Source organism: Seonamhaeicola sp. ABD4_175, assembly GCF_056160885.1.
In genome coordinates this window covers 1,449,826-1,476,741 of sequence record NZ_JBSWYC010000001.1, presented here as the reverse complement: position 1 = coordinate 1,476,741, position 26,916 = coordinate 1,449,826, and the positions used below count along the sequence as shown (strand labels likewise).

Genomic DNA, 26,916 nt, shown 5'->3' with positions numbered 1-26,916 from the left:
ACGCCTAAACTTTTAAAAGTTTAAACTTTTAGTTTACTTTTGCTTCTTTAAAATCAATCTAAATAAGTTTGCAATATACCTTAGCTCATCTTAAAAAAGGTGAAACTGCTGTTATTACTGATGTTTCATCAACCGAAATTCCATTAAAATTACTAGAAATGGGTTGTTTACCTGGTAATACAGTACAATTACTACAAGTAGCGCCATTTGAAGATCCTATTTACTTAAACATAAACGGATCGCATTTAGCTATTAGAAAAGAAACAGCTCACCTTATTTTAATTGAAAAAAGCACGCTATGAGTAAACAAATAAACGTTGCTTTAATAGGAAACCCTAATACAGGAAAAACCTCTGTTTTTAACGCTTTAACAGGCTTAAACCAAAAAGTAGGCAATTATCCTGGTATTACGGTTGATAAAAAAGAAGGTATTTGCAAACTACCACGTGGTTTAAAAGCACATATTTTAGATTTACCCGGAACCTACAGCTTAAATGCTTCATCATTAGATGAAAATGTGGTTATTGAACTACTTTTAAATAAAAACGATAAAGATTTCCCTGATGTAGCAGTAGTAGTCACAGATGTTGAAAACCTTAAACGCAACCTACTACTTTTTACACAAATTAAAGATTTAGAAATACCAACACTGCTAGTTATTAACATGGCAGATAGAATGCAAAAAAAAGGTATTTCATTAAATATAAATTATTTAGAAGAACAACTACACACCAAAATTGCCGTAGTAAGCACCCGAAAAAACGAAGGCATAGATACCCTTAAAGAACTCATTACCAATTATGGTATGCTAAACAATAAGCCTTGTTTAGATATTAGCACCATTGATACAGCCTATTTTCAAAACTTAAAAAAAACATTTTCCAACCAGCTACTTTACAAATTATGGTTGGTAATTACACAAGATGTTAACTTTGGAAAAATTCAGCGAAATGATTTTGATGCTCTAAACGATTTTAAAACTAAAAGCAATGCAGATTTAAAACGTTTACAACAAAAAGAAACCATAAAACGCTATCAATTTATAAACAATGTACTAAAAAAAGGATTGACAGTAAATTTAGCCAACGCTACAGATTTACGCATAAAACTAGACAGCATTTTAACACATAAAGTATGGGGTTATCTCATATTTTTTACCATTCTATTTTTAATGTTTCAAGCGGTTTATGATTGGGCAACCTACCCTACCGATGTAATTGATGAAGCATTCGCATCATTAGCTAATTGGGTAAAAAACACAATGCCCGCAGGTGCATTTACAAATTTACTTTCCGAAGGTATAATTGCTGGTATTGGCGGTGTTATGGTGTTTATTCCGCCTATTGCTTTTCTGTTTTTATTTATTGCACTTTTAGAAGAAAGTGGTTACATGAGCCGTGTAGTATTTTTAATGGATAATATTATGAAACGTTTTGGCCTTAGCGGCAAAAGCGTTGTACCACTAATTTCAGGTAACGCCTGTGCTATTCCTGCGGTAATGGCCGCCCGAAATATTGAAAACTGGAAAGAACGCCTTATTACCATTTTAGTAACACCTTTCACAACCTGTTCGGCACGTTTACCGGTTTATGTTATAATTATAGCTTTAGTAATTCCGCAAGGTACATTTTTAGGCATGAGTTACAAAGCACTAACACTCATGGGGCTGTATGTTATAGGCTTTTTAACCGCCATTATTTCTGCTTATATTTTAAACAAAGTTTTAAAAATAAAAAGCAAAACCTATTTTGTTATTGAAATGCCTAGTTATAAAATACCACTATTTAAAAACGTTTTTTATACAGTAGTTGAAAAAACTAAAACCTTTGTTTTTGAAGCCGGTAAAATAATTTTAGCCATTTCAATTATTCTATGGGTATTAGCATCAAATGGTCCGGGTGATAATTTTAATAATGCCGAAAATATTATAAAATCCCAAAACCCTTCAATCTCTAAAATTGAGTTAGAAGATAAAATAGCAGCTCATAAACTAGAATATAGTTACATTGGTATTGTTGGAAGAACCATTGAACCTGCAATAAGGCCATTAGGTTATGATTGGAAAATTGGCATTGGCCTTGTAACATCATTTGCTGCCCGCGAAGTTTTTGTAGGCACATTAGCCACCATATACAGCGTTGGAAGCGCTAGTGACAATGAAGATGAAGATACCATTAAAAGCAAAATGGCAGCCGAAGTCCATAATAACGGCACCAAAGTATTTACATTAGCTTCAGGTATTTCATTATTACTTTTTTATGCCTTTGCAATGCAATGCATGAGTACTTTAGCTATTGTTAAACGCGAAACTAACAGTTGGAAATGGCCTATATTACAATTAGTTGTCATGAGTAGTTTTGCTTATATAACTGCTTTAATAGCATTTCAATTTTTAAAATAAAATATGCTTGTAATTTAAACGCTAAAAAACGACTAAAATAGTATGAACACCTTAATACAAAACATACTTGTTTTTTCAACAGTAGCAGTAGCTATTCTATTTTTAATTAAAAAGTTTATGCCTAAAAAAGCTAAAACCAATAAAGGTTGCAACTCAAATTCAAACTGTGGTTGTCATTAAACCTCAATAATTTTGATTTATTGGGTTTTGCTCTTTACATTTATAACATCTAAACTAAAAACCCAACAACTAATGAGTAAAAAGCTATTGTTATATTCTGCTTTATTTTTAAGTTTGAATAGCTTCGCACAAAAAAAAGCCATTAAATTATTTGATGCCAATTTAAGTCATTTTGAAAAATGGAATGGTGTTCCGCATGAAACAGTAAAAGACTTACCCATAAGCACTTATCAATCTGGCAACGTTCATGCAGGCACACCTCTCGGGTTAAATAACGACATAAAAAATGTTTTCACCATTATTACCGACAACAACGAACCCGTACTAAAAATTACTGGCGAAATTTATGGCGGCTTAACCACAAAAGCATCTTTTGAAAATTATCATTTAAGTGTTATGTTTAAATGGGGCGATAAAAAATGGGCGCCAAGATTAAATGCTAAACGCGATAGTGGTATTTTATATCATTGCTACGGAGAACACGGACGTTTTTGGAAAACCTGGAAAACATCATTAGAATACCAAGTTCAAGAAAGTGATATTGGCGATTTTATTCCAATTTCTGGCAATACAGCAACACCAAATGTTGGCGGACCAAAAGTTGAAATTAGAGGCGATTTTTCTGAAATAAAAAAGTTTAATCCAAAATCTAATATGTATTCAGAAGGTAGTGGTTACATTCAAGCTTCAATGGAGCCCGATGCTCCTCATGGTGAATGGAATCATTTAGAAATTTACGTAATAGGTAATGATGCTGTACACGTTGTTAATGGCCATATCGTAATGGTTGTTGAAAACGCTATAAACCCAGAAACTGGCAAACCTTTAACTAGTGGGCAAATTCAAATACAATCTGAAGCTGCAGAATGCTACTACAAAGATTTAACCATCACACCAATTAAAAAATTCCCCAAAAGCATTAGAAAAAACGTAAGATTTAAATAATCTTCAAAAAAAATAAAAGTATTTAAAAACCTTTGTATAAAATAAATACAAAGGTTTTTTTATGGTCTACATTATTTTTTTAATTACATTTGAATAAATTTTTAAGCTTACTTAAAAATAATTTAAAGTAAATTGAATGTCTGTAGCCATTGAAAATTTTGTAAAGGCCATTTACAAAAACGGAAAAAGTAACACCAACAACACCAAACCGGGTAATATTGCCAAAGCACTAAATATATCCAGTGCAGCAGCCACCGATATGGCTCAAAAACTTGCAGCAAAAGATATTATAGTTTATCAAAAATACCAGCCTTTAAAGCTTACCGAAAAAGGCAACAAAATGGCATTAAATATTGTGCGCAAACACCGTTTATGGGAAAGTTTATTATTTAAATTATTCGATTTATCGTTGCACGACATCCATCGTGAAGCCGAATTATTGGAGCATCAAACTTCTGATTTGTTAGCCGAAAAAATAAGTGATTATTTAGGCAACCCAAAATTCGACCCGCATGGAGACCCTATTCCAAACGCCAATGGCGATATTACTACGGTTGATACATCTATACCGCTTTCAAAAGCTTCAGAAGGAAAAAGCTATATTATTTCAAGGCTTTTAAGTACTGATAAAGAGTTTTTCGATTTTTGTTCGGTAAATGCCTTAAAATATGGCAATACCATTCATGTGTCAAAACAATTTACAACCAGTAAAATGACACAAATTTCAATAAATAATAACACCATCGTACTTAATAGTGATTTCACTAATATAATTTACATAAATGAAGTCAATTAAACTGTTTTTCATATTAAATTGTATTATGTTAAGCACAGTAAGTGCACAGAATATTGTTGGCAAAGTCACTCATAAAAACGAGGCGCTTCCTTATGTAAACATCTATTTAAAAGGCACTACCAAAGGAAATGCTTCAAACGAAAAAGGAACATTTAAAATAGAAAACGTGTCCATAGGAAATTACACCATTGTAGCATCGTTTACTGGTTTTAAAACGGTTGAAAAACAAATTACTATAAAAAATAATGAAACGCTTACTGTAAATTTTAATTTAGAAGAAGCGCAACTTTTAAACGAAGTTATTGTTACTGGAACACTAAAAGCAGTGTCACGATTAGAAAGCCCTGTACCTGTTGAGGTTTATAAGCCTACATTCTTCAAAAAAAACCCTACACCAAATATTTTTGAAGCGTTACAAAATGTAAATGGCGTACGCCCACAACTAAATTGCAATGTTTGCAATACGGGCGATATCCATATTAATGGTCTTGAAGGGCCATACACTCTTGTTTTAATAGACGGCATGCCCATTGTTAGTGGTTTATCTACGGTTTATGGCTTATCGGGAATTCCTAATTCGTTAATTGAGCAAGTTGAAGTTGTAAAAGGTCCGGCATCGTCGCTATACGGTAGCGAAGCTGTTGGTGGTTTAATTAATATTATCACCAAATTACCCGAACATGCACCCATCTTTTTTTACGATAGTTTTGTAACCGGTTGGGGTGAAGCTAATTTTGACGTTGGTTTTAAATCTAATGTCGGAAAAAAAGCTACGGTTCTCGTTGGCACCAATTATTTTAAATATTCAAACCCAATTGATAATAATAACGATAATTTTACCGATGTAACCTTACAAGATCGTATTTCGGTGTTTCAAAAGTGGAATTTTAAACGCAAAAACAATCGTTTATTTTCACTTGCTGGCCGCTATTTTTACGAAGATCGTTGGGGCGGAGAAATGCAATGGATCCCAACGTTTCGTGGTGGTAATCAGGTTTACGGAGAAAGCATTTACACCTCTAGATACGAACTTTTAGGAAACTACCAATTACCAACACGTGAAAAAATTAATGTTCAATTTTCGTATTCCGATCACGATCAAAATTCAGTTTACGGTAATACTCCATATTTAGCCAAACAACGTATTGGTTTTGGTCAACTTATTTGGGATAAACCTTTAAAAAATCATGATTTACTTTTTGGACTTGCAGCCCGATATAATTTTTATAACGATAATACGCCAGCAACCACAACATCAGATGAAATAGTAATTCCTTCAATGTTTTTTCAAGATGAAATTACGCTGGCCAAAAAACACCATCTACTTTTAGGTGCTCGTTATGATTATGATGATAGGCATGGTTCTATTTTCACACCAAGATTAGCATACCGCTTTAAACCTACCGAAGATGATATTTTAAGATTAAATGCCGGTACAGGCTTTAGAGTTGTAAATTTATTTACGGAAGACCACGCAGCATTAACAGGTTCGCGAGATGTTATTATTGAAGAAGCCCTAAATCCCGAGCAATCTTTCAACATAAATTTAAACTATTTAAAGAAAATTTATACCAAAACAGGACAACTAATTACCGTTGACGCATCGGCGTGGTACACACATTTTACAAATGCTATTATACCAGATTACGACACCAACCCAAACCAAATTATATACGATAATTTAGATGGATATTCAACCTCAAAAGGCTTAAGTTTAAATATAGATGCCATTATAGGAAGTGGCATTAAAGCATCAATTGGCGGGACATTTCAAGACGTATCGCAAACCGAAAACAACATAACAACCCGTCAAATTTTAACCGAGCGTTATACGGGTGTTTGGTCGCTGTCGTACAAACATTATCCAAGTAACATCACCATAGACTATACAGGTAACGTTTACGGCCCAATGCGTTTGCCAACACTAGGCGATTTAGATCCACGTAGCGCTTACTCACCTACATGGAGCATTCAAAACATCCAATTAACTTATACTAGTAAAGCTAATTTAGAATTCTATTTAGGTGTAAAAAACTTATTAAATTGGACACCAAACCAAGGTAACCCGTTTATAATAGCCAGAAGCCATGATCCTTTTGATAAAGTTGCAACCAACAATAATCCGTATGCATTAACTTTCGACCCATCGTATGTGTATGCACCAAACCAAGGGCGACGCTTATTTTTAGGATTGCGATACACCTTAAATTAATATTAAAATGAATACCAATATGAAAAAAGTAGTTTTAATTTTATGTTTTTTAAATATGATTTTTAGCTGTAAAAGCGACAAAAAATCATCAGGAAAATTACAAGTAGTAACCACAACCACCATGATTACCGATTTGGTAAAAAATATTGGAGGCAATGTTATAGAAGTAAAAGGATTAATGGGAAGCGGTGTAGATCCGCACCTTTACAAAGCCAGTGAAGGCGACGTAACCAAACTGGTAAGTGCCGATGTTATTTTTTATAACGGTTTGCATTTAGAAGGAAAGCTGGTTGAAGTTTTTGAAAAAATGAAAAGCAAAAAAACCGTTGCAATTGCTGATGCTTTAAATAAATCGACTTTAATTGGTTCAGAGTATTTTGCTTCAAACTATGATCCGCACATTTGGTTTAACATCGATTATTGGATGCAAGCCGGTGCTTATGTTGCAAAAACACTAGAAGAATCAATCCCAGAACATGCACAAACTTTCAAAAAAAATTGGGAAAGTTATCACGCGCAATTAGTAACTTTAAAACAGGAAATTTCGGCGATTATTGAAACACTTCCGCAGGAAAAACGCATATTGGTAACAGCACATGATGCCTTTAATTACTTCGGAAAATCGTTTCATTTTGAAGTTGTTGGTTTACAAGGCTTATCAACCGCAACCGAAGCTGGTGTACAAGATGTACAAAAGCTCACAGCTTTTATTATTGAGAATACAGTGAATGCTATTTTTGTGGAAAGCTCGGTACCAAAACGTACAATAGAAGCCTTACAAGCTGCTGTAAAATCCAAAAACCATGAAGTTACTATTGGTGGAACACTTTATTCTGATGCCTTAGGTGATGCTGAAACAGTTGAAGGAACTTATATTGGAATGTATAAGTACAATGTGAATACTATAGTTAATGCTCTAAAATAATGGAACGAAATATTGCCGTAAAAGTAGACGATTTAACCGTTGCTTATAACTACAAACCCGTACTTTGGGATATCGATTTAGAAATTCCTGAAGGCGTACTTATGGCAATTGTTGGACCAAATGGCGCGGGAAAATCAACCTTAATAAAATCTATTTTAGGCATTTTAAAACCTATTGCAGGTAGTGTTTCTATCTATGGAAAGCCATACGACAAACAACGAAAATTAGTGGCATACGTACCACAGAAAGGCAGTGTAGATTGGGATTTTCCAACCACAGCACTCGATGTGGTTACTATGGGAACTTATGGTAGTTTAGGTTGGATAAAACGCCCTGGGCAAAAACAAAAAAAAGAAGCACTAGAGGCTTTAGAAAAAGTTGGCATGCTTCCTTTTAAAAACCGGCAAATAAGTCAATTATCTGGCGGGCAACAACAACGCATATTTTTAGCACGTGCTTTGGTGCAAAACGCATCTATTTATTTTATGGACGAACCTTTCCAAGGTGTAGATGCCACCACAGAGATAGCTATTATTAATATTTTAAAAGAATTACGAAAAGCTGGAAAAACAGTCATTGTTGTGCATCACGATTTACAAACCGTTCCTGAATATTTTGACTGGGTAACCTTTTTAAACGTAAAAAAAATTGCTACAGGACCCGTAAAAGATATTTTTAACGACGACTATTTAACCAAAACCTATGGTATAAATTACAAAGTAAGCTTACAAAAATAAGCCCTTACAAGTAGATAGTTTAAAAAAAGAAACATTTTGAATATTAAAGATTACATAGAATTACTATTTACAGATTATACCTTGCGCACTATTACACTAGGAACCGCTATTTTAGGAGCAGTTACAGGAATGTTGGGTAGTTTTGCTGTGTTGCGTAAGCAAAGTTTATTAGGCGATGCCATTTCTCATGCTGCTTTACCTGGTATTGCTATAGCTTTTTTAATTACCGGCACAAAAGAATCTAACATATTACTTTTAGGTGCTTTAATTAGTGGGTTAATTGGTACTTTCTGGATTCATGGTATTATTACTAAAACACATTTAAAATCTGATACTGCACTTGGGTTAATTTTATCATTATTTTTCGGTTTCGGTATGTTGTTGCTAACCTTCATACAAAAACAACCTAACGCTAACCAAGCAGGTTTAGATAAATATTTATTTGGACAAGCTGCTACTTTAGTTGAAAAAGATGTTTGGTTTATGACCTTTGTAACGGGCATTTGTTTAATTGTTTTATTGCTATTTTGGAAAGAATTTAAAATCTTACTTTTTGATGCCGATTACACTAAAACACTTGGCTTTAACACCAAATTTATTGATGTTTTAATTACATCATTTATTGTGTTAGCTATTGTTTTAGGTTTACAAACCGTTGGTGTTGTATTAATGAGCGCTATGTTACTTGCTCCTGCAGCGGCAGCAAGACAATGGACAAACAGTTTAGGCAAAATGGTAATTTTAGCAGCTATTTTTGGAGCATTTTCAGGTGTTTTTGGTACTGCGGTAAGCGCTACACAAAACAATTTATCTACAGGGCCCGTAATTGTTATTATTGCTAGTATTTTTGTATTGGTATCCTTTGTATTTTCACCAACCAGAGGACTTCTTTTTAAGCAAATTAGATTTATTAAAAACCGCAGAGATCTTCAGCTTAATAAAACATTAGCGTTTATGTATCATATTGCTGAAACTCATAATGATATTTCACATCCGCATGCTATTAAAATTTTAAATAATTTTCATGGCTACACCAAAGGCACGCTTCAAAAATTAGTACATAAAAACTACGTAACCATAAGCGGTAACATGTGGAGTTTAACCAACAAAGGCTTTAAAGCCGCTTCAAATTTATACAATCAACAAACAGATGATTAGCCCTCAAATTGAAATACAACTTATTGCATGTTTAGCAGCAATTGCCTGCGCCATTCCGGGTACGTTTTTAGTATTGCGTAAAATGGCAATGATTAGCGATGCCATAAGCCACTCTATTTTACCCGGTATTGTTATTGGCTTTTTTATTACACAAGATTTAAATTCGCCTGTACTTATTTTATTAGCTGCCGTAACTGGTATAATTACTGTGGTTTTGGTTGAATATATTCAAAAAACAGGTTTGGTAAAAGAAGACACTGCCATAGGTTTAGTCTTTCCGGCATTATTTAGTATTGGCGTTATTTTAATAGCTAAAAATGCTAATGATGTACATTTAGATGTTGATGCCGTTTTATTAGGCGAATTAGCTTTTGCACCATTTGATAGATTGCTAATAAACGGTGCAGATTACGGCCCTAAATCTTTATGGATTATTGGCTCTATATTACTTGCAACTATTGGTTTATTAATTACCTTTTTTAAAGAACTTAAAGTTAGCACTTTTGATGCAGGATTAGCAGCTTCATTAGGGTTTTCGCCAGTGGTTATTCATTATGGCTTAATGGCGGTTTCATCTATTGCAACCGTTGGTGCTTTTGATGCTGTTGGCGCTATTTTAGTAGTAGCACTCATGATTGCCCCAGCCGCAGCTGCCTATTTAATAACAAATAACTTAAAACGTTTGCTCTTATTTGCTATTATTTTTGGAGTTTTTAGTGCTATTTCGGGGTATTGGGTTGCTCATTGGTTAGATGCTTCTATTTCTGGTTCTATAACAACCATGTTAGGTGTTATTTTTTTACTAGTGTATTTATTTGCGCCAAACAAAGGTTTTATAGCAGTACTTTACAGAGAAAAACAACAACGTGCAGAAGTATCTCTTTTAACATTTTTGTTACATCTTAAAAATCATAATGAAACAGAAGAACGCCATGTCAACCATTTAAACGAACATATAAATTGGCAAAAAGTTAGAAGTAAAACCGTGTTAGATTTAGCCTTAAAAAATAACATGATTATTATTAATAAAAACATAGTGTCACTTACCAAAAAAGGCGAAAAATTTACCACCCAAGCTATTGATTATATTATTACCAATCAAGACGGTAAAATAGAACATATGAAAGATGATTTCTTTTTGTTTAGAGGATAACCGCTATTTACAGATGGTTACAAACCATTGTGTTTAAATAAACATTACCTTTATAACATGGCACAACACAACGAATTAGGCAAAAAAGGCGAGCAATTAGCGGTTGATTTTCTTATTGAAAACAACTATGATATTATTGAACGCAACTACCGTTTTGATAAGGCCGAAGTGGATATTATCGCTCAAAAAAAAGACACACTTGCCATTGTTGAAGTTAAAACTAGGTCTAGCACAGATTTTGGCAATCCGCAAGATTTTGTAAAACCAAAACAAATAAAAAATTTAGTGAAAGCTGTTGATGAATATGTTACTGTAAACAATTTAGATGTTGAAGTTCGTTTTGATATTATTGCTATTGTGAAAAATGGCAAAACTTTTAAAATAGAACATTTAAAAGATGCTTTTTATCACTTTTAACATGCGTTATTCTTCTTGAAAAAATTTTATAAAAGCCTCAAAATCTTCTGGTTTTGAAATAATTTTTTTGTCTTTATTTAAAACAAAATAAGTTGGTGTTGCAGATACAGCATAATCATCTCCAATTGGGTTATCCCATTTTCCTTCACCATAAACATGAATAAACTCAGGAAAATCGTAGGTTAAACTTTTCCATTTATAGGGTTCATTTTCTAAAGCTACAGCCACTACTTTTACATTTGTTTTTTCCTTCATAAATTTTTGTAACATAGGAATTTCATCTAAACAATGCGAACAGGCGCTGCTCCAAAAAACAATAACATATTTATCAAACCCTTGAAGTTCTGTTAGTTTTTTTGTTACTTTTTTTCCGTTTTGCGTTATTTCAACATCAAAATCTGGTGCTACTTTACCACGTGATAAATTTTCAAAAGTTATTAAACTATTTATAAGCTCTTGATCATTTAACGCTACAGCAATATCCATTAAATATTTTTCTGAAATGTAATTGGCTACAGTTTCTTGGTTTAAATCTACCATTTGCTGCCACAAACTTACTAACAAAATACGTTTTACTTTATTATTTGCAGGTTTCATGGCATTTGCAACAACGTTAATGTTTGTTTTATAATTTTCAACTTCATCATCAGCATCTACATTCATACCAAACACATAGTTTAGCATTTTTTCTTCTAAAATATTAGAGCTTTGAAGTGTTTTGTTGGTAAAATCTACATGATCAAAATAGTGCGTTTGCAAATTTTTAACGTAGATTTTTACATCTTCAAAAGTTGAAGGAATATAAGGCTTATTGGCTTTTATAAAATTTAAAACTATAAGATTTTTAGCTGCTTCTTCGTAGCTTTTTTGCGTGTTTCTTTGGGTATCAAAAATTTTTAGAAGCGCCAGTGTGTCTTTACTTTTTTCACTGTAAAATTTACCTATACTGTGGGTAACCATAGACATGCTATTGGTGTACGATGTTAATAATTTATTTTCTACAGATTTTTGGAACTTTACGCCTGTTTCAGAATTAAAAGTTAATTCAATATCTTCTTCTGCATTATAAATAATATCAAAATTATAGTCTTCTTGAGGTATGGCATACACCAACCTGTACATACCTTTTGTTACTGTAGAATCTAGTTTTAGCTGAAACGTACCATCTGTATTTACACTAGCGTTTGTTATGTATTGTGAAACTGTTGGCGTTACTTTATAAAGCAGTGCTATTTTATAGTCTTCGGGTGGTGAAAACGTACCTTTAATGGTGTGTTGCCCCCAAGCAAATATGGGACATATTAATATAGCTACAATAAGTTTTAAACAGTGTTTCATATTATTTAATAGACAATAATTACGCCACAATGGGTTTTAATAGTGTTAAAGCTTTTTCTACAGAGTTTACCTTATCAAAAGTAAGTAATAATCTTAAGCCTTGGCGGGTTTGTTTCTCTTTCATTTTACAAATATTAGAATTTGTTTGTACGTATTTTAAAACGTTTGTAAATGTGGTACTTTGATAAAAACTACTTTGCTGGTTGCTTATAAAATATCCTATAAGCTTTCCTTTTTTCATTATTATTTTTTCAAAACCTATTTTAGTTGCTAACCACTTTATTTTGACACTGTTTAACAAATCGGTCACTTGTGGTGGTAATTCTCCAAACCTATCAATTAAATCATTTTCAAACCTTGTTAGTTCTTCTTCGGTTTCAAGTTCGTTTAGTTTTGTGTATAAACTTAATCTTTCGGCAATGTTGTTTATGTAGCTATCTGGAAACAATAATTCAAAATCTGTATCAATAGTTACGTCTTTTACGTATGTTTTGTCTTCTTCTGGTTCATTGTATAAATCTTTAAACTCGTTTTCTTTGAGTTCTTCAATAGCTTCGTTTAATATTTTTTGATAGGTATCAAAACCTATTTCATTTATAAATCCGCTTTGTTCACCGCCCAACAAATCTCCCGCACCACGAATTTCAAGATCTTTCATTGCAATATTAAACCCGCTACCTAAATCTGTAAACTGTTCTAAGGCAGCAATACGTTTACGGGCATCTTCGGTCATGGCACTATATTCTGGTGTAATAAAATAACAGAATGCTTTTTTATTGCTTCGGCCAACGCGACCACGCATTTGGTGCAAATCACTTAACCCAAAATTATTGGCATTATTTATAAAAATAGTATTGGCATTTGGCACATCTAAACCGCTTTCAATAATGGTGGTGCTAACTAAAACATCAAAACCGCCATCCATAAATTGAAGCATAAGTTCTTCTAGTTTTTTGCCTTCCATTTGTCCGTGGCCAACGCCAATTTTAGCATCGGGCACCAAACGCTGAATCATGCCTGCAACTTCTTTTATATTTTCAATACGGTTGTGAATGAAGAAAATTTGTCCGCCACGTTCAATTTCATAACTCACCGCATCACGTATGGTTTCTTCATTAAAACGAATAACATGACTTTCAATTGGGTAGCGGTTTGGTGGTGGTGTTGTAATTACCGATAAATCGCGCGCTGCCATTAAACTAAACTGAAGCGTTCGAGGTATTGGCGTTGCGGTAAGCGTTAATACATCTACATTTTCTTTTATGGTTTTAAGCTTTTCTTTTACAGCAACTCCAAATTTTTGTTCTTCGTCTACAATTAAAAGCCCTAAATCTTTAAATTTTACGTTTTTGTTTACCAATTGGTGCGTGCCAATAATAATATCTACACCTCCTTTTTCTAACAGCTCTAGGGTTTCACGTTTTTGTTTGGCAGTTCTAAAACGGTTTACATAATCTACCGTTACAGGAAAATCTTTTAAACGTTTTCTAAACGTGCGTGCATGTTGGTATGCTAAAATGGTTGTAGGTACCAAAACAGCTACTTGTTTGCCGTTATCAACAGCTTTAAATGCCGCACGTATAGCTACCTCTGTTTTACCAAAACCAACATCGCCACAAATAAGCCTATCCATTGGGCGCTCACTTTCCATATCGGCTTTAATATCGGCCGTTGCAGTACTTTGGTCTGGTGTGTCTTCATAAATAAAAGACGCTTCTAACTCATGCTGCATATAGCTATCTGGTTTGTATTGATAGCCTTTTTCGGTTTTACGTTTAGCGTAAAGTTTTATAAGGTTAAAAGCAATATGTTTTACTTTTGCTTTTGTTTTTTGTTTTAAGGTTTTCCAAGCATTGCTACCAAGTTTGTAAACCTTTGGTGGTTTGCCATCTTTACCGTTATATTTTGTTATTTTATGAAGTGAATGTATGCTTAAATACAGCACATCGCGCTCACCATAAATAAGTTTTATAGCTTCTTGTTTTTTGCCTTCAACATCAATTTTTTGAAGTCCGCCAAAACGCCCAATTCCATGATCAATATGCGTAACGTAATCTCCAATATCTAAGTTAGTAAGCTCTTTTAGTGTTATGGCTTGCTTTTTGGCATAACCATTTTTTATACTGAATTTGTGATAACGTTCAAATATTTGATGATCGGTGTAGCAAACTATTTTATTTTCATGATCTACAAAACCTTGGTGTAACGATAAAATTACGGTGTTATACGGTGCAACTTCTAAATTTGAATCGTCAAAAATATCATGAAAACGTTTAGCTTGTTGCTCACTAATACACGCTATATAATTTTTATAACCGTTGTTGTGATTTGTATTTAAATCTTCAATTAATAAATTAAATTGTTTGTTGAAAGACGGTTGTGGCGAGGTATTAAATTCTAGGGTTTGATGTGCTTCATTTTCTGAATTTGTGAAAATATTTTGTGTACCAAACTCTAAAATTGAAAATTCTAAAAGTTGGCTTTTTAGCAATGCCGAATTACAGAATAATTCTTGCGGTTTGCTATGTTTAATATCGGGCGAAAGGTTTGTAAATGCAGCCTCGGCTTTTTCAAAAAAATCGTCAATTCTAGAAAAAAGCATGTTGGCATTTTTTATACCAATCACTGTTTTTTGTGCTATGTACCGTAAAAAACTTTGGCGTCTTTCTTCTAAAAGTTTATTAGCAACATTGGGTATAATGTTAATTTTTTTTATTTGATTTATAGATAGTTGAGATGCTACATCAAAGGTTCTAATACTATCAACCTCATCACCAAAAAACTCAATACGGTAAGGTTCATCATTTGAGAATGAAAACACATCTACAATACCACCTCGCACAGAAAACTCGCCAGGTTCTGTTACAAAATCTACGCGTTTAAATTTGTATTCAAACAATACTTCATTTACAAAATCTATTGATAAATTATCGGCTACAGCAATTTTAAGGGTGTTACGCTCCAGCTCTTTACGGGTAACTACTTGCTCAAAAAGTGCATCGGGGTAGGTTACTATTAATGCTGGTTTTTTTTGTGAATTTATACGGTTTAAAACCTCGGCACGTAATAGCACATTGGCGTTATCTGTTTCTTCTATTTGATACGGCCTACGGTAACTACCTGGGTAGAAAAGCACATTGGTTTTATCACAAAGTTGCTCAAAATCGTTTAGGTAATGTGCGGCTTCTTCTTTGTCATCAAACACCAATAAAAATGGTTTTTTGGCTTGTTTAAATGCGTTGGCAATTACAAATGATAATGATGAACCTACGAGACCTTTTAAATGTATTTTTGATTGTTTTTGGGCAATAGCATTTTTCAGATTATGCGTTTGCAAAACCTGTAAATAGGCTTGAGAAATATGGGTTTTACTCACCTAATTATGTTTTTAAAGCTGCAAAGATAAGGTATGTACTTTATTTTAGGCAATATACAAGCTTAAAATGCATGGATTATTGGGTTAAGTTTGCGTTAGGGATTGAACGGTGTGTTTGAGCTCGCCGACGTAGGAGGCAGCGAGTAGTGAAAGCCCGCCCACAGGGAACGCCCAAAAAATTATTTTTTTAAGCTACATTTATTAAAAAAATATGTAGGTTTGCAGCACTTAAAAAATTGATAATTATGTCGTTTTCAGATTTATTTGACAGTGGTTTTAAAAAGCGTAATGAGAGCCATTTTGCTTCTATTGTAAGAGTTGCTATGGCCGATGGTGTTATTACTGATGATGAGCGTGCTTTTTTAGATAGATTAGCTAAAAGATTAGATATTAGCGAGGTTGATTATACAACTATTTTGAAGAATTATGCTAAGCATCCTATTAATCCGCCGGCGTCTTACGATTTGCGTTTAGAGCGTTTGTATGACCTTGTTAGAATGGTTTATGTTGATGATATTCATGGCGAAGCTGAAGATACTTTACTTAACAAAATTGCGGTTGGTTTAGGTTTTCATGCGGTTAATGTTAAGTATATTATTGATAAGGCCTCAACACTTGTTAAACAAGGGGCAGACCTTGATACGTTTGTTGATGCTATTAAAAATATGAATAGATAGTTTTTTTAAACTTTAGAATAATAAAAAAGCGAAACCAAAATTGGTTTCGCTTTTTTGTTTTACTTTAGTGTAATTTCTACTACTCCATTGGCGCCTCTTGTACCCCAATGACCCGATTCTGCCGCAGAAAGCACTTTTACTGTTTTTACTTCTGGTGGGCTTATACCTGCTATATTTGTTGTAACTATACCGTCTACCACTAATAATGCTAAAGGACTACTTAAAATAGATTTAACTGCTCTAGCATCTAAAATAACTTGTTTTCCTGTGGTACCAAAACCAGCATTTTCATCTGTAATTCGTGCTTGTGGATAAACATATTGAATTACTTCATAAATAGTACCCAATCTGTCAAAGTTATTATTACTATCAATTTCGTTTTCTAAACAATAATTAAGTTTTATCTCAGAGAGATGATTGTTTTCAACAACATCTTTATAGGCTTGTTTATTTTCAATTATAAGTAAATTAACGTTTGTTGAGTCTAAATCTTTTAGCTTAACTCTTAAGTTTTGAAAACCGCTTGCATTAAACACCAAAACATCATTTTTACTACACTGAATAGAAAAACGACCCAAAGAATCTGAATACACCGTGTTTTTTGCTTTTTTTGCTTTAATTTCTACGTTATTAAGTCCATATTTTTTAAAAGCAACTACAGTACTTTTTACATTTTGCTGTTGAGCAAACACAAAACTAATAGAAAAAACTAACGTTATTTTTAAAACTAGAACTTTCATAATAAATATTTAAATAACACTAAAAATAGTATTTTTATTTATAAATATGTATTGAAAACTACAAAACCCCTGAATTAATATCCAGAGGTTTATATTATTTGGCGTCAACCAATTACTCTACTTTACTGTAAGCGTGTATTGTGGTGTTGGGTTTAACGGACAAAAGTATACATATTCACCTTTAGTTAATTTTGTTGGATTAGATTTTTCTACCTTTCCGTTTTTTACAACTTGTGTAACATAAGCTGTTTTAATATGGTTTTCTGCATTACTAGCATCTGCTCCTTTTTTTACTAAAACCAAGCCTACATCTTTGCCTACATTATTGTTTGCAATGGCAAAAACATAAGTTCCTTCCTTTACTGTTACAGATTTTTGTGTAAACTCACCTTTTGTTTGTTCTAAAGTAATGGTTTTTACCTCTTGTGCGTTTACATTTACTATAAATGCTAAAGCTACTACTAAAATTGATACTACTTTTTTCATCTTTCTATTATCTATTATTATTATTTTGGTTTAAATTATTTATACGTTTACTGTTTCAAGTTCTTGAGCTAAAGGAAAATCTATAGCTACTTCGGTTAAATTGTGTAAAGTATTGGTAACTGTTATCATGGCATAAGCCAATGTTAAGTCTACTAAGTTTTCTTTGGTGTAACCTGCATTAAAAAAGGCTTCTTTTGCAGCTTCTGAAGCTTTACCGCCATTTTTAGCTACATCTTTTGCTAAAACAGCTAAAGCATTATATTTTGCATCCCATGAGGCTTTTCCTTGTCTAAGTTCTAAAATTTGCTCGTCTGTAAAACCTTTTAATTTACTTGTTGCAGTATGTGCAGACTGACAATACTTACAATTATTAACTTGACTTACCGCCAAGTCTATAACCTCTTTTTCTTTTGCTGAAAGCGATAATTTTGTATCTGAAAATTGCAAAAAAGCGCCTAATGCAGTTTTTGAGTGCGCCATAGTAGCGTATAAATTTGGTACAAAGCCTAATGCTTTTTGTAAATTATCAAAAATTGCTTGGTTGTTTCCTGTTACTTCTTCTCTTGTTGGTACATTAAATGTGCTCATAATTATTAATTTTTAAATTGTTGTGTTTATTGTTTTTAATCTTGGTACAAAGTTGCAACATGCTTGGGTTTTACACCATGTAAACATATCCCGTTGGCATGTCATTTTTTCCCTTTTGTGTTTTTCTAGTTTTAATTTTGGTTTACAAATGGGCGTTCTGCATCACAATAAAAATCGTGTATGTGTTTTTGTTCACAATGTGTTTTAGCACTAATAGTGTTAAACGCTTGTTGCTTTTTTCCTCTGAAAATTTCAATTAAATTGAAAATAGATATGTGTTTTAAATTCATCGTTCTGTTGTTTTACAATTACAATGCAAAGATGAATGAAAAGGAAAGGCGTAACCATAGATGAAACACCCAAGTGTTTGTCAATTTTTCCCTAAGAAGTGGTTTCTAGTTGTTTTTTGAAGTCTGAAGGTGATACGCTAGTGTATTTTTTAAATAAACGGCTTAAATGCGATGCATCTTCAAAGCCTAATTCAAACGCAATTTCTTTAGCTGTTTTGTTGGTGTACATTAATAAACGTTTTGCTTCTAAAATAATACGTTCGTGAATTATTTTTAACGGACTTTTATTTAATTTTGAAAATGAATTTGATAGCGTTTTGGCCGATTTATATAAAGCATCTGCATAAAACTGTACACTATGTTGCTCTCTAAAATGTGTTTCAACCAGTACATTAAAAGCTCTTAACAGTTCGGTTTTAGCATCTAGTTTTTGGGCATCAACATCCGTTTTATCTTTTAATAATCGGGTAGTTTTTATAATGAATCTTGCCATGAGCATTCGTAACATTTCTGCCTGAATATTGTCTTTAGTTTCTAATTCATCAATAAAAATATCATGTAGAATATTAAACTTTGTCTGTTCTTTTTCGTTTAATGTAATTATGGGGTTTGGCTCATTTCCAAAGAACAAAATACCAGCGCAACCAACCTCTTTATCATGGTCTTTTATACAGTAAAATTCGCGGTTAAAAAAATACACTTTTAAATTTTCGCCATTTAAAAACTTAAAATATTGCACATTTGTAAGCGCCAAAATACTGTGTGGTTGCAAAGTAATTGGTATGCTATCAACCTCAACATTAGCCTTAACTGCATTTGTGCAAATAAACGCGTAAACATCTAAAGGTTTAGCTGTTTTAAAGGGTTGCAAAAGGGTTTCACTTCCTATTTTTAATAAGGCGTTTGTTGCAAACTCGGTAAATGCATGTATCATGCACAATAAGTCTCAAAACTAAACAAAACATTACATCTATTTATGCAACTTTAATTGAATGCGCTTTCGCGGAAAATCTACCTCTAAAACCTTAACAATAACTTGCTGATGCAAACTAACGTGCTCGTTTACATCGCTTACAAAACCATCGGATAGGTTTGAAATATGAATTAACCCGCTTTCCTTAATACCAATATCTACAAAAGCACCAAAATTAGTAACGTTGTTTACAATGCCTGGTAGCAATTGCCCTTCTTGAACATCGGTTATGGTTTTTATGTTTTGATTGAAGGTGAAAACCTTAGCTTGTTCGCGAATATCTAAACCAGGTTTTTCAAGCTCTTTTACAATATCTTGAAGCGTTGGCAACCCAACTGTTTCAGAAACATATTGATTTAATTTTATACTTTTTAACACTTGTGAATTTCCAATAAGCTCGCTAACGGTTTTGCCTTCGTTTTTAGCAATGGTTTTAACAATGTGATAACTTTCTGGATGCACCGCAGAATCGTCTAACGGATTTTTAGCATCTTTTATTCTAAGAAATGCCGAACCTTGCTCGAAGGCTTTTCCTCCTAAACGTGGCACATTTTTTAAATCGGTACGCGATTTAAATGCACCGTTCTCGTCGCGATAAGTCACAATATTTTCGGCAAGTTTTGATCCAATACCAGACACATAACTTAGCAAGCTTTTACTAGCTGTATTTAAGTTTACACCAACAGCATTAACACAATGCTCAACAACAGTATCAAGCTCACTTTTCAGCTTTGTTTGGTCTACATCGTGTTGATATTGCCCAACGCCAATGCTTTTAGCTTCAATTTTAACCAATTCTGCCAATGGGTCTTGTAATCGCCTCCCAATAGAAACGCTTCCGCGTACGGTAACATCGTAATTTGGAAACTCGTCGCGCGCAATTTTTGATGCCGAATAAATGCTTGCTCCGGCTTCGCTAACCACAAATACTTGCATATCGTTTTTAAACCTAATTTTACGCACTAAAGCTTCGGTTTCGCGTGAGGCTGTTCCGTTTCCAATAGCAATGGCTTCAATTTTATAAGCTTCGGCTAAGGTGCTAATTTTTTTAATTGCGCCTGTGCTATCGTTTTTTGGAGGATGTGGATAAATGGTTTCGTTGTGTTTTAATTGCCCTTGGGCATCTAAACACACAATTTTACAACCTGTACGAAATCCTGGGTCGATTGCTAAAACACGTTTTTCTCCTAATGGCGAACCTAGTAACAATTGTTTTAAGTTTTTGGCAAAAACAGTAATTGCAGCTTCATCGGCTTTTTCTTTGGCTTTTTGTAAAGCTTCATTACTTAAGGATGGTAATAATAAACGTTTGTAAGCATCTTTTATGGCTATTTCTATTTGTTCGGCGCAATCGTTATTCGATTTTATAAGGCGCTGTTCTATTTTATTTAACGCTCTATCGTCATCAATTTCAATTTTTACACGAATAAACCCTTCTTTCTCGGCTCTTAAAATGGCCAACAAACGGTGCGATGGTATTCTGCTAAGCGATTCTTCCCAATTAAAATAATCTTTAAATTTTTGGGATTCTTCTTCATTTTCTTTTGTTTTTATAACCTTTGTTGAAATCATAGCGAAACGCTCTAATTGATACCGAATATTATTACGAATATCGGTGCGCTCGTTTATCCATTCGGCTATAATGTGGCGTGCACCTACAAGAGCGTCTTCAACCGTGTTTATTTCACCTTTTACATAACGAAGTGCAACCGACTCAACATCTCTGGCATTCTGGCTCATTATTATTTTGGCTAAAGGCTCTAAACCTAACTGGCGCGCTTTTTCAGCCTTTGTTTTTCGGCTTTTTTTGTATGGTAGGTATAAATCTTCAAGCGTGGTTAAATCTGATGAAGCGGTTATTTTTTGTTCTAAACCTTCAGTTAAAACACCTTGCTCTTCCAAAGCTTTTAAAATAGCTGCTTTTCGTTTTTCTAAAGCTTCAAATTGTCCTTTATATTTTACAATATTGCCTATTTGTACCTCATCTAAATTTCCTGTGGCTTCCTTCCGGTAACGAGAAATAAACGGTATGGTACATGCATCATTTAATAAACTAATGGTATTTTGTATGGCTTTTTCTGGTAATTGTGTATGTGTTTGTATGTAATTTAGTAATAACATGTTTTTAATTTTGAAACAGATGCAATTTAGAAAAGAAACTTCTTTTTTTTATATAACTAAAGGTGTTTCTGTATAGTTTTTTACTTAACATCGTTATTTTTCAATTGATAATCAACACTATAAAACAACAACAACAATCAGTAAAATCTAACCAATATTTAGTAAAATGACCATTCGTTCTACTTTTAAAAACGATTGTTACACTCAATTTGTTATCAATTAATTTAATTTGCGTTGTATTCTAACCAAATGTAAATAAACTTAAGAGATGAAAAATTTTTTGAAAATTTTAGCTGTTGGTCTTGTATTGGTTTCTTGTAAGCAAGAAGAAAAGTTGGCCATGGCAAATGAAAGTGACTCTAGCAACTATGAAGCTAATTGGGAGTCTTTAGCAAAACATACAGCAGACCCTGAATGGTTTCACGATTCTAAACTAGGCATATACTTTCACTGGGGTGTTTATAGCGTTCCTGCTTATGGCTCAGAATGGTATCCGTACAGGTTATACAGAGTTAATGAGCATCCAGATTATAAAGAATACCATGAAAAAAATTATGGTAAGTTAGAAGAATTTGGTTACCATGATTTTATACCAATGTTTAAAGCTGAAAATTTTGATGCTGAAAATTGGGCAGATTTATTTAAAGCAGCCGGCGCTAAGTTTGCTGGCCCTGTTGCACAACACCACGATGGTTTTGCAATGTGGGATAGTGAAATTAACCCTTGGAACTCTGCCGATATGGGCCCAAAAAAAGATATTACTGGTGAAATATTAACAGCCGTTAAAAAACGTGGTTTAAAAACCATGACATCTTTCCATCATGCTAGGTTAAGACAACGTCATGACGGTGATTCTACTAAATGGGATACTTACAATAGCCATTTTGCTTACCACCCAGATTACCCAACGTCTTCTGAAGATGAAAAACTTAAAATGTTTTATGGTAACATGCCACAAAAAGAATTTGACCAATATTGGCTAGATCAGGTAAATGAGGTGGTTGATAAATATTCACCAGACATGTTATGGTATGATGTATGGTTAAACCATGTAGCTGAAGATAAAATACAAGAAATGTCTGCTCATTTTTTAAACAACGGTTTAAAAACAGGACAAGAGCCTGTATTAATTGCTAAGCATGACGATTTACCTAAAACTATGAGTGTTTTAGATATTGAACAAGGTGGTAAAAAAGATGTTTCTGAAACCGTTTGGATGACCGATATTACTGTTAGTGATAAAGGTAGCTGGTGTTATACGCATGGACAAGTATACAAATCTCCAGAGCTTTTATTAAGAAATATGATTGATGTTTGGAGTAAAAACGGTGTTGTATTATTAAACATTTCACCAATGGCCGATGGTACTATTAATAAAGAACAACGCGATTTATTAACAGGTGTTGGCTCATGGTTAGAAACTTATGGTGAAGCTGTTTATGGCACAAGACCATTCCATATTTATGGATTTGGGCACGCAAAAGCCGAAGATGGTGCTCATGGTGGGCAATCGGCTAAAGTAAAATACACCGCTAGTGATATCCGTTTTACTACTTCAAAAGATAAAAAATCACTTTACGTATTTGTTTTAGGAAAACCTAAAGCAGGAAGTAAAATTAAGTTAGGTAAACTAAATAATATTGGATATGGACCTGCAACACCTGTAAAACGTGTTGTTGAGTTAAAATCTGGTAAAGAAGTTGAATGGGATAGAACTGAACGTTCTCATAGTATAACGGTACCAAATGACATTGAGTTAAGTGGTTTAGCCAATGTTTTTAAAATGGAATTAGAATAAGCATAAGTTTATTTACAATAAAAAAGCGCATGATTTAAAAAATCATGCGCTTTTTAGTTTTATATAGTTGCTATAAAATTAAAAAAATACGACGTTTATCGTATTTCTTCATACTTCATTAAAAAGTAGTTTTGTTAACCTCAACAACTCGTATTTTTTATGAAAACACTAAAAAAATTATGCCTATTACTTACACTAACGTTAACTTTTAATGGTTATACGCAAAATGTCGATTGGATAAATGCCCCAGTAAACCCATTACCAAAAGGTGCTAACTTAAAAACCACGCAACTAAAAGGAGATGTGTTTCAAGAATATTTTTCCTTTTACGATACCAATGGTAATGAGCTGGATTTTGATAACAGTTACCATATAAAAAGGGACCAGAAAAATAGACCTATTACTTATATCTATCCTGATGGAAAAACAACAGTCATAACATATGATGCAAATGGAAATTTAATAAACGATGAGGGTAGAATTTATGAATATGACAACTATAATCGAATAATAAAAGCAACATTTGCCTACAAAACTACCGAATACAGTTACCAAAAACAAGGTGATTTATTAATGGTAACTATCGTGTCTAAAGTAAAAGATAAGGCGCCAACCACTAAAATAGAATACTATACAAATGGTTTATTAACTGAAAGAAAATTAACCTTAAACAGTGAGAAAACCTTTTTTAAATATAAATACGATGAAAAAGGCAACTGGATCACTAGGATAGAAACCGACACAGCAGGTAATTTAATAAACCAATATACAAGAAGTATAATTTACCATAGTGAATATAAGGATTTTAAAAAAAATGCTGTAATAAAAAAAACAACCGGAGATCAAAATTTAAAAGGAGGGCTTGCAATGCCTCATTTATACATTAATGGGAAATTAGACAATACAAACTTATTTTGCAGATTCAATAATGATTATATTTTTTTCAATCCTTTAACATCTACATATTACATTTCCCCAAATGCTTTTGATGAATGGGTATCTTTAAAAGATTTAATACCCTTTAAGCCTTTAATTAAAGCACAAAATATAATTGTGAGTGATGGAAAAACTGCAATTTGTATAGAAGAAGGAAACACCGGTATGTTTTCCAATAGAAAATGGGAGGTTAAAACCGAATATAGAAATATTATTGTAATTGATGCTAAAAGCAATGACACATACTTTGCCGAAAATGCTTTTGGGAATGGTACAAATAATGGAAACAAGGCATACTCAGCCATTTCTATGACAGATAAAGGCAGTGAAGTATGGTATATACTAAACCAAGATAAGTCACGCATTGCATTTTATCACAAAGGAAAAAAAGTACCTGTAACTTACAAAGGCGTTATTGCCAATACACAAGACCAAGTATATGCTGTTAATGGTGTAGCTACTTATGTTGCTCAAGATTATAGTAACGCAAAGCCATTGCTATTTAACAAAGGACGCTATTTTAATCCTTCTAATGATAAGCTAGCTACAAGCAACACTACTACCAATAATTCAAATACATCACAAAACAAATCATCAAACAGTTCGTGTATATCAGGAAATTGTGCAAACGGTTACGGAACATATACTTATGAAAGCGGTGCCAAAGTAGAGGGTTTTTTTAAAAATGGAAAAATTAACGGTTACGGAGAGTTTGTTTACGCCAATGGTGACACTTATAGTGGTAATTACCTTGAAGGTCAACTCGATGGTTATGGCATTTACCACTGGAAACAGAACAACTTACACTATTATGGCCATTGGAAAGATACAAAACAACACGGTTATGGATATTTTGTAAAAAATGGAGAAACTGTTGAAGCTGGTATCTATAACGAGGGAAAATTGGTAACCAATCTTTTAACCGACTTTTCTAACGGCAAGTCTAGTGGAAATTGTCTCGGAAATTGTACCAATGGCTATGGATCTATTACCTATGATCAAGGAGATGTTTATGAGGGATTGTTTAAAAACGGTAAGCCATACAAAGCTGGCACTTATATGTGGACTAACGGCAATAGTTATATGGGCGATTGGGACGAAAGTGGCAAAATAAATTATACCGGTCAATTTTTTACCAGTTCATTTGTCTATAAAGGTGCTTTTGCACACAATGGATTTATTACAGGACTTGGTGTAAAACTAGATAAAAAAACAAACACTAAAAGCTACGGAGAGTTTAAAGAAGGTAAATTAGTGCTTGATTATGCCAATGGACATACATCCGAAGCCACTACAACAAATAACAGTACTGCCTCAAAACAAGCAGAAGAAGCTATGTTAACCGCAGCAAATTCATTAATAAGCTTATACTACAAAAGTAATTCTGAGTTTAAGAAAATTGTAGTTAAACAACATAATAATAACACACAAACAATGAGCATTGATAAATTAAATAAACTACACGCATTATTTTTTAAACACCTATTTCAATTAGATAAAGTAGTCGCTCATAGATATTTATTATACTTACCAAACCCTTATGCAAATGCGAATACAGGAAAAATATTAGTCGAATTAAGTAATGAAGAACAAACTTTCATAAGAGAAGAATCTAAGAGGTTTTCTAGTCAATATAAATTAAAAAAACAATATGTACCTAAAAATTAAAATCCTTTCAGCTAGCTTATTTTTAAGCTTAAATGCAATGGCTCAATCCTTACCACAAATAAATGTTAAGGATTATGGATTTGAACCAAACACCAATCAAGTTGAAATTACCACCTACAATGTTAAAAATGATAGTGCAGTGGCGTTAGAAATTAGTAGCTACAGCTTTAACAATGAAGGTGCTATGAAAAGCTATGAGTACCGAAATAAGCAAAACAAGTCTTGGAAAAAAGAAAAAAACACTTATAAAAAAGGGAGATTACACAAAAGAAACTTTAAGTATAGCAATTCTACTTTAAACACAAACCATAATTACACCTACGATAGTAATGGTAACTTAATCAATGAGCAAATTCATTTAAATAACGGAAATACCAATACTGTAAAATTCGAATATAAAGACAATTTGCTTTACAAAATTAGCAGTAATGTAGATGAAACTGTAATCACACATCACTATACCCAAAAAGGACATTTATTTAAAAAAGTAGTTTCAAAAAAACAAGTAGACAAACCCAATGTTATTTCCAATCATTTTTATTTAGAAAATGAAGAAATTTTCTTTTACACAGCACCAAAAAACCATTATAAAGCACATATCTATAATGAAAACGTGTACATTGGTTTTAAGCTTATAGACGATGAGCGTATTAAAAGCAAACTAGATAGAGGTATACAACGATTTAATAAAGAAGCCCCAAAGGACAACCTTCCGTTTAATTTACAAAAACATTGTAACCAAACTTGGCAGTTTTACGATAAAAATTTAGATAAAGTAATCCCTTTCGAAATAAAAATTTACAAGTATAAAAAAGATGCTTCGGGTAATAAAATAAAATATGCTGAAGCCATAATTGATATAAAAACTAAAACCATTTCTAGCGTTAGTTTTTATAAAACAACTTTTAAAAATAATACTATTGTAGGTAGTACAGCTTTTGATAGTAAAGCATTTTCAGAAATTAAAGAAGATATTAAGTTTATAAATATTCCATAACATT

At 32.9% G+C, this 26,916-nt stretch carries 23 protein-coding genes; 15 read left to right on the top strand and 8 right to left on the bottom strand.

Annotated features, from left to right (window positions below; all coding sequences use genetic code 11):
- Positions 1–68: 68 nt before the first annotated feature.
- The 11 genes from ACXAG4_RS06065 to ACXAG4_RS06015 all read left to right on the top strand — a co-directional run bounded on the left by ACXAG4_RS06065 (position 69) and on the right by ACXAG4_RS06015 (position 10,924).
- Positions 69–302, top strand: coding sequence for a FeoA family protein (locus tag ACXAG4_RS06065; RefSeq protein ID WP_475295179.1), 234 nt, complete (start codon positions 69–71; stop codon positions 300–302).
- A complete protein-coding gene (gene feoB, locus ACXAG4_RS06060) occupies positions 299–2,401 on the top strand; it encodes a ferrous iron transport protein B (protein ID WP_475295178.1) in 2,103 nt (700 codons plus the stop codon). The genes ACXAG4_RS06065 and feoB overlap by 4 nt, the downstream gene beginning before the upstream one ends.
- A gap of 42 nt (positions 2,402–2,443) precedes the next feature.
- Complete coding sequence (locus ACXAG4_RS06055) at positions 2,444–2,581, top strand: FeoB-associated Cys-rich membrane protein (protein WP_475295177.1); 138 nt, start codon at positions 2,444–2,446, stop codon at positions 2,579–2,581.
- Between the two features lie 72 nt (positions 2,582–2,653).
- Entirely contained in the window at positions 2,654–3,526 is an 873-nt protein-coding gene (locus ACXAG4_RS06050; RefSeq protein WP_475295176.1) for a 3-keto-disaccharide hydrolase, read from the top strand.
- A gap of 136 nt (positions 3,527–3,662) precedes the next feature.
- Positions 3,663–4,322, top strand: a complete 660-nt coding sequence (locus tag ACXAG4_RS06045) for a metal-dependent transcriptional regulator (RefSeq protein ID WP_475295175.1) — start codon at positions 3,663–3,665, stop codon at positions 4,320–4,322.
- A 25-nt stretch (positions 4,323–4,347) separates the two neighbouring features.
- On the top strand, positions 4,348–6,534 hold the full coding sequence (locus tag ACXAG4_RS06040) for a TonB-dependent receptor (RefSeq protein WP_475295174.1): 2,187 nt from the start codon (positions 4,348–4,350) through the stop codon (positions 6,532–6,534).
- Positions 6,535–6,553: 19 nt separating this feature from the next.
- Positions 6,554–7,459 carry a metal ABC transporter solute-binding protein, Zn/Mn family gene (locus ACXAG4_RS06035; RefSeq protein ID WP_475295173.1) on the top strand — a complete coding sequence of 302 codons (906 nt, stop codon included), beginning with the start codon at positions 6,554–6,556 and terminating at the stop codon, positions 7,457–7,459.
- Positions 7,459–8,196 (top strand): metal ABC transporter ATP-binding protein, encoded by a 738-nt coding sequence (locus tag ACXAG4_RS06030; protein ID WP_475295172.1) that lies wholly within the window; start codon positions 7,459–7,461, stop codon positions 8,194–8,196. Before ACXAG4_RS06035 ends, ACXAG4_RS06030 begins: the two co-directional genes overlap by 1 nt.
- 42 nt (positions 8,197–8,238) lie before the next feature.
- Complete coding sequence (locus tag ACXAG4_RS06025) at positions 8,239–9,354, top strand: metal ABC transporter permease (protein WP_475295243.1); 1,116 nt, start codon at positions 8,239–8,241, stop codon at positions 9,352–9,354.
- Positions 9,347–10,507: a metal ABC transporter permease gene (locus ACXAG4_RS06020; protein WP_475295171.1), complete on the top strand. Its 1,161-nt coding sequence runs from the start codon at positions 9,347–9,349 to the stop codon at positions 10,505–10,507. The genes ACXAG4_RS06025 and ACXAG4_RS06020 overlap by 8 nt, the downstream gene beginning before the upstream one ends.
- A 57-nt stretch (positions 10,508–10,564) precedes the next feature.
- A complete protein-coding gene (locus tag ACXAG4_RS06015; RefSeq protein ID WP_475295170.1) occupies positions 10,565–10,924 on the top strand; it encodes a YraN family protein in 360 nt (119 codons plus the stop codon).
- 6 nt (positions 10,925–10,930) lie between these two features.
- Here ACXAG4_RS06015 and ACXAG4_RS06010 read toward each other — a convergent pair whose 3' ends face one another.
- Both ACXAG4_RS06010 and mfd read right to left on the bottom strand, forming a co-directional pair.
- A complete protein-coding gene (locus ACXAG4_RS06010; RefSeq protein WP_475295169.1) occupies positions 10,931–12,262 on the bottom strand; it encodes a TlpA family protein disulfide reductase in 1,332 nt (443 codons plus the stop codon).
- 19 nt (positions 12,263–12,281) lie between these two features.
- Positions 12,282–15,638: a transcription-repair coupling factor gene (gene mfd, locus ACXAG4_RS06005; protein ID WP_475295168.1), complete on the bottom strand. Its 3,357-nt coding sequence runs from the start codon at positions 15,636–15,638 to the stop codon at positions 12,282–12,284.
- 245 nt (positions 15,639–15,883) lie between these two features.
- On the opposite strand from mfd, the gene ACXAG4_RS06000 reads away from it, so the two are divergent.
- Positions 15,884–16,315, top strand: a complete 432-nt coding sequence (locus tag ACXAG4_RS06000; RefSeq protein ID WP_475295167.1) for a tellurite resistance TerB family protein — start codon at positions 15,884–15,886, stop codon at positions 16,313–16,315.
- Between the two features lie 59 nt (positions 16,316–16,374).
- Here the strand turns inward: ACXAG4_RS06000 and ACXAG4_RS05995 are convergent, their stop codons facing one another.
- The 6 genes from ACXAG4_RS05995 to ACXAG4_RS05970 all read right to left on the bottom strand — a co-directional run bounded on the left by ACXAG4_RS05995 (position 16,375) and on the right by ACXAG4_RS05970 (position 21,513).
- Positions 16,375–17,055 (bottom strand): hypothetical protein, encoded by a 681-nt coding sequence (locus ACXAG4_RS05995; RefSeq protein WP_475295166.1) that lies wholly within the window; start codon positions 17,053–17,055, stop codon positions 16,375–16,377.
- A gap of 117 nt (positions 17,056–17,172) precedes the next feature.
- Entirely contained in the window at positions 17,173–17,541 is a 369-nt protein-coding gene (locus ACXAG4_RS05990; RefSeq protein WP_475295165.1) for a cupredoxin domain-containing protein, read from the bottom strand.
- A gap of 39 nt (positions 17,542–17,580) precedes the next feature.
- Entirely contained in the window at positions 17,581–18,129 is a 549-nt protein-coding gene (locus ACXAG4_RS05985) for a carboxymuconolactone decarboxylase family protein (protein ID WP_475295164.1), read from the bottom strand.
- 131 nt (positions 18,130–18,260) lie between these two features.
- Positions 18,261–18,419: a hypothetical protein gene (locus tag ACXAG4_RS05980; protein WP_475295163.1), complete on the bottom strand. Its 159-nt coding sequence runs from the start codon at positions 18,417–18,419 to the stop codon at positions 18,261–18,263.
- 91 nt (positions 18,420–18,510) lie between these two features.
- Positions 18,511–19,353 (bottom strand): helix-turn-helix domain-containing protein, encoded by an 843-nt coding sequence (locus tag ACXAG4_RS05975; protein ID WP_475295162.1) that lies wholly within the window; start codon positions 19,351–19,353, stop codon positions 18,511–18,513.
- Positions 19,354–19,389: 36 nt separating this feature from the next.
- Positions 19,390–21,513, bottom strand: coding sequence for a Tex family protein (locus ACXAG4_RS05970; protein ID WP_475295161.1), 2,124 nt, complete (start codon positions 21,511–21,513; stop codon positions 19,390–19,392).
- Positions 21,514–21,781: 268 nt separating this feature from the next.
- On the opposite strand from ACXAG4_RS05970, the gene ACXAG4_RS05965 reads away from it, so the two are divergent.
- The 3 genes from ACXAG4_RS05965 to ACXAG4_RS05955 all read left to right on the top strand — a co-directional run bounded on the left by ACXAG4_RS05965 (position 21,782) and on the right by ACXAG4_RS05955 (position 26,912).
- Positions 21,782–23,311, top strand: coding sequence for an alpha-L-fucosidase (locus ACXAG4_RS05965; protein ID WP_475295160.1), 1,530 nt, complete (start codon positions 21,782–21,784; stop codon positions 23,309–23,311).
- 159 nt (positions 23,312–23,470) lie between these two features.
- Complete coding sequence (locus ACXAG4_RS05960) at positions 23,471–25,915, top strand: MORN repeat-containing protein (protein WP_475295159.1); 2,445 nt, start codon at positions 23,471–23,473, stop codon at positions 25,913–25,915.
- A 37-nt stretch (positions 25,916–25,952) separates the two neighbouring features.
- Entirely contained in the window at positions 25,953–26,912 is a 960-nt protein-coding gene (locus tag ACXAG4_RS05955; protein ID WP_475295158.1) for a hypothetical protein, read from the top strand.
- The last annotated feature ends 4 nt before the right edge of the window (positions 26,913–26,916 follow it).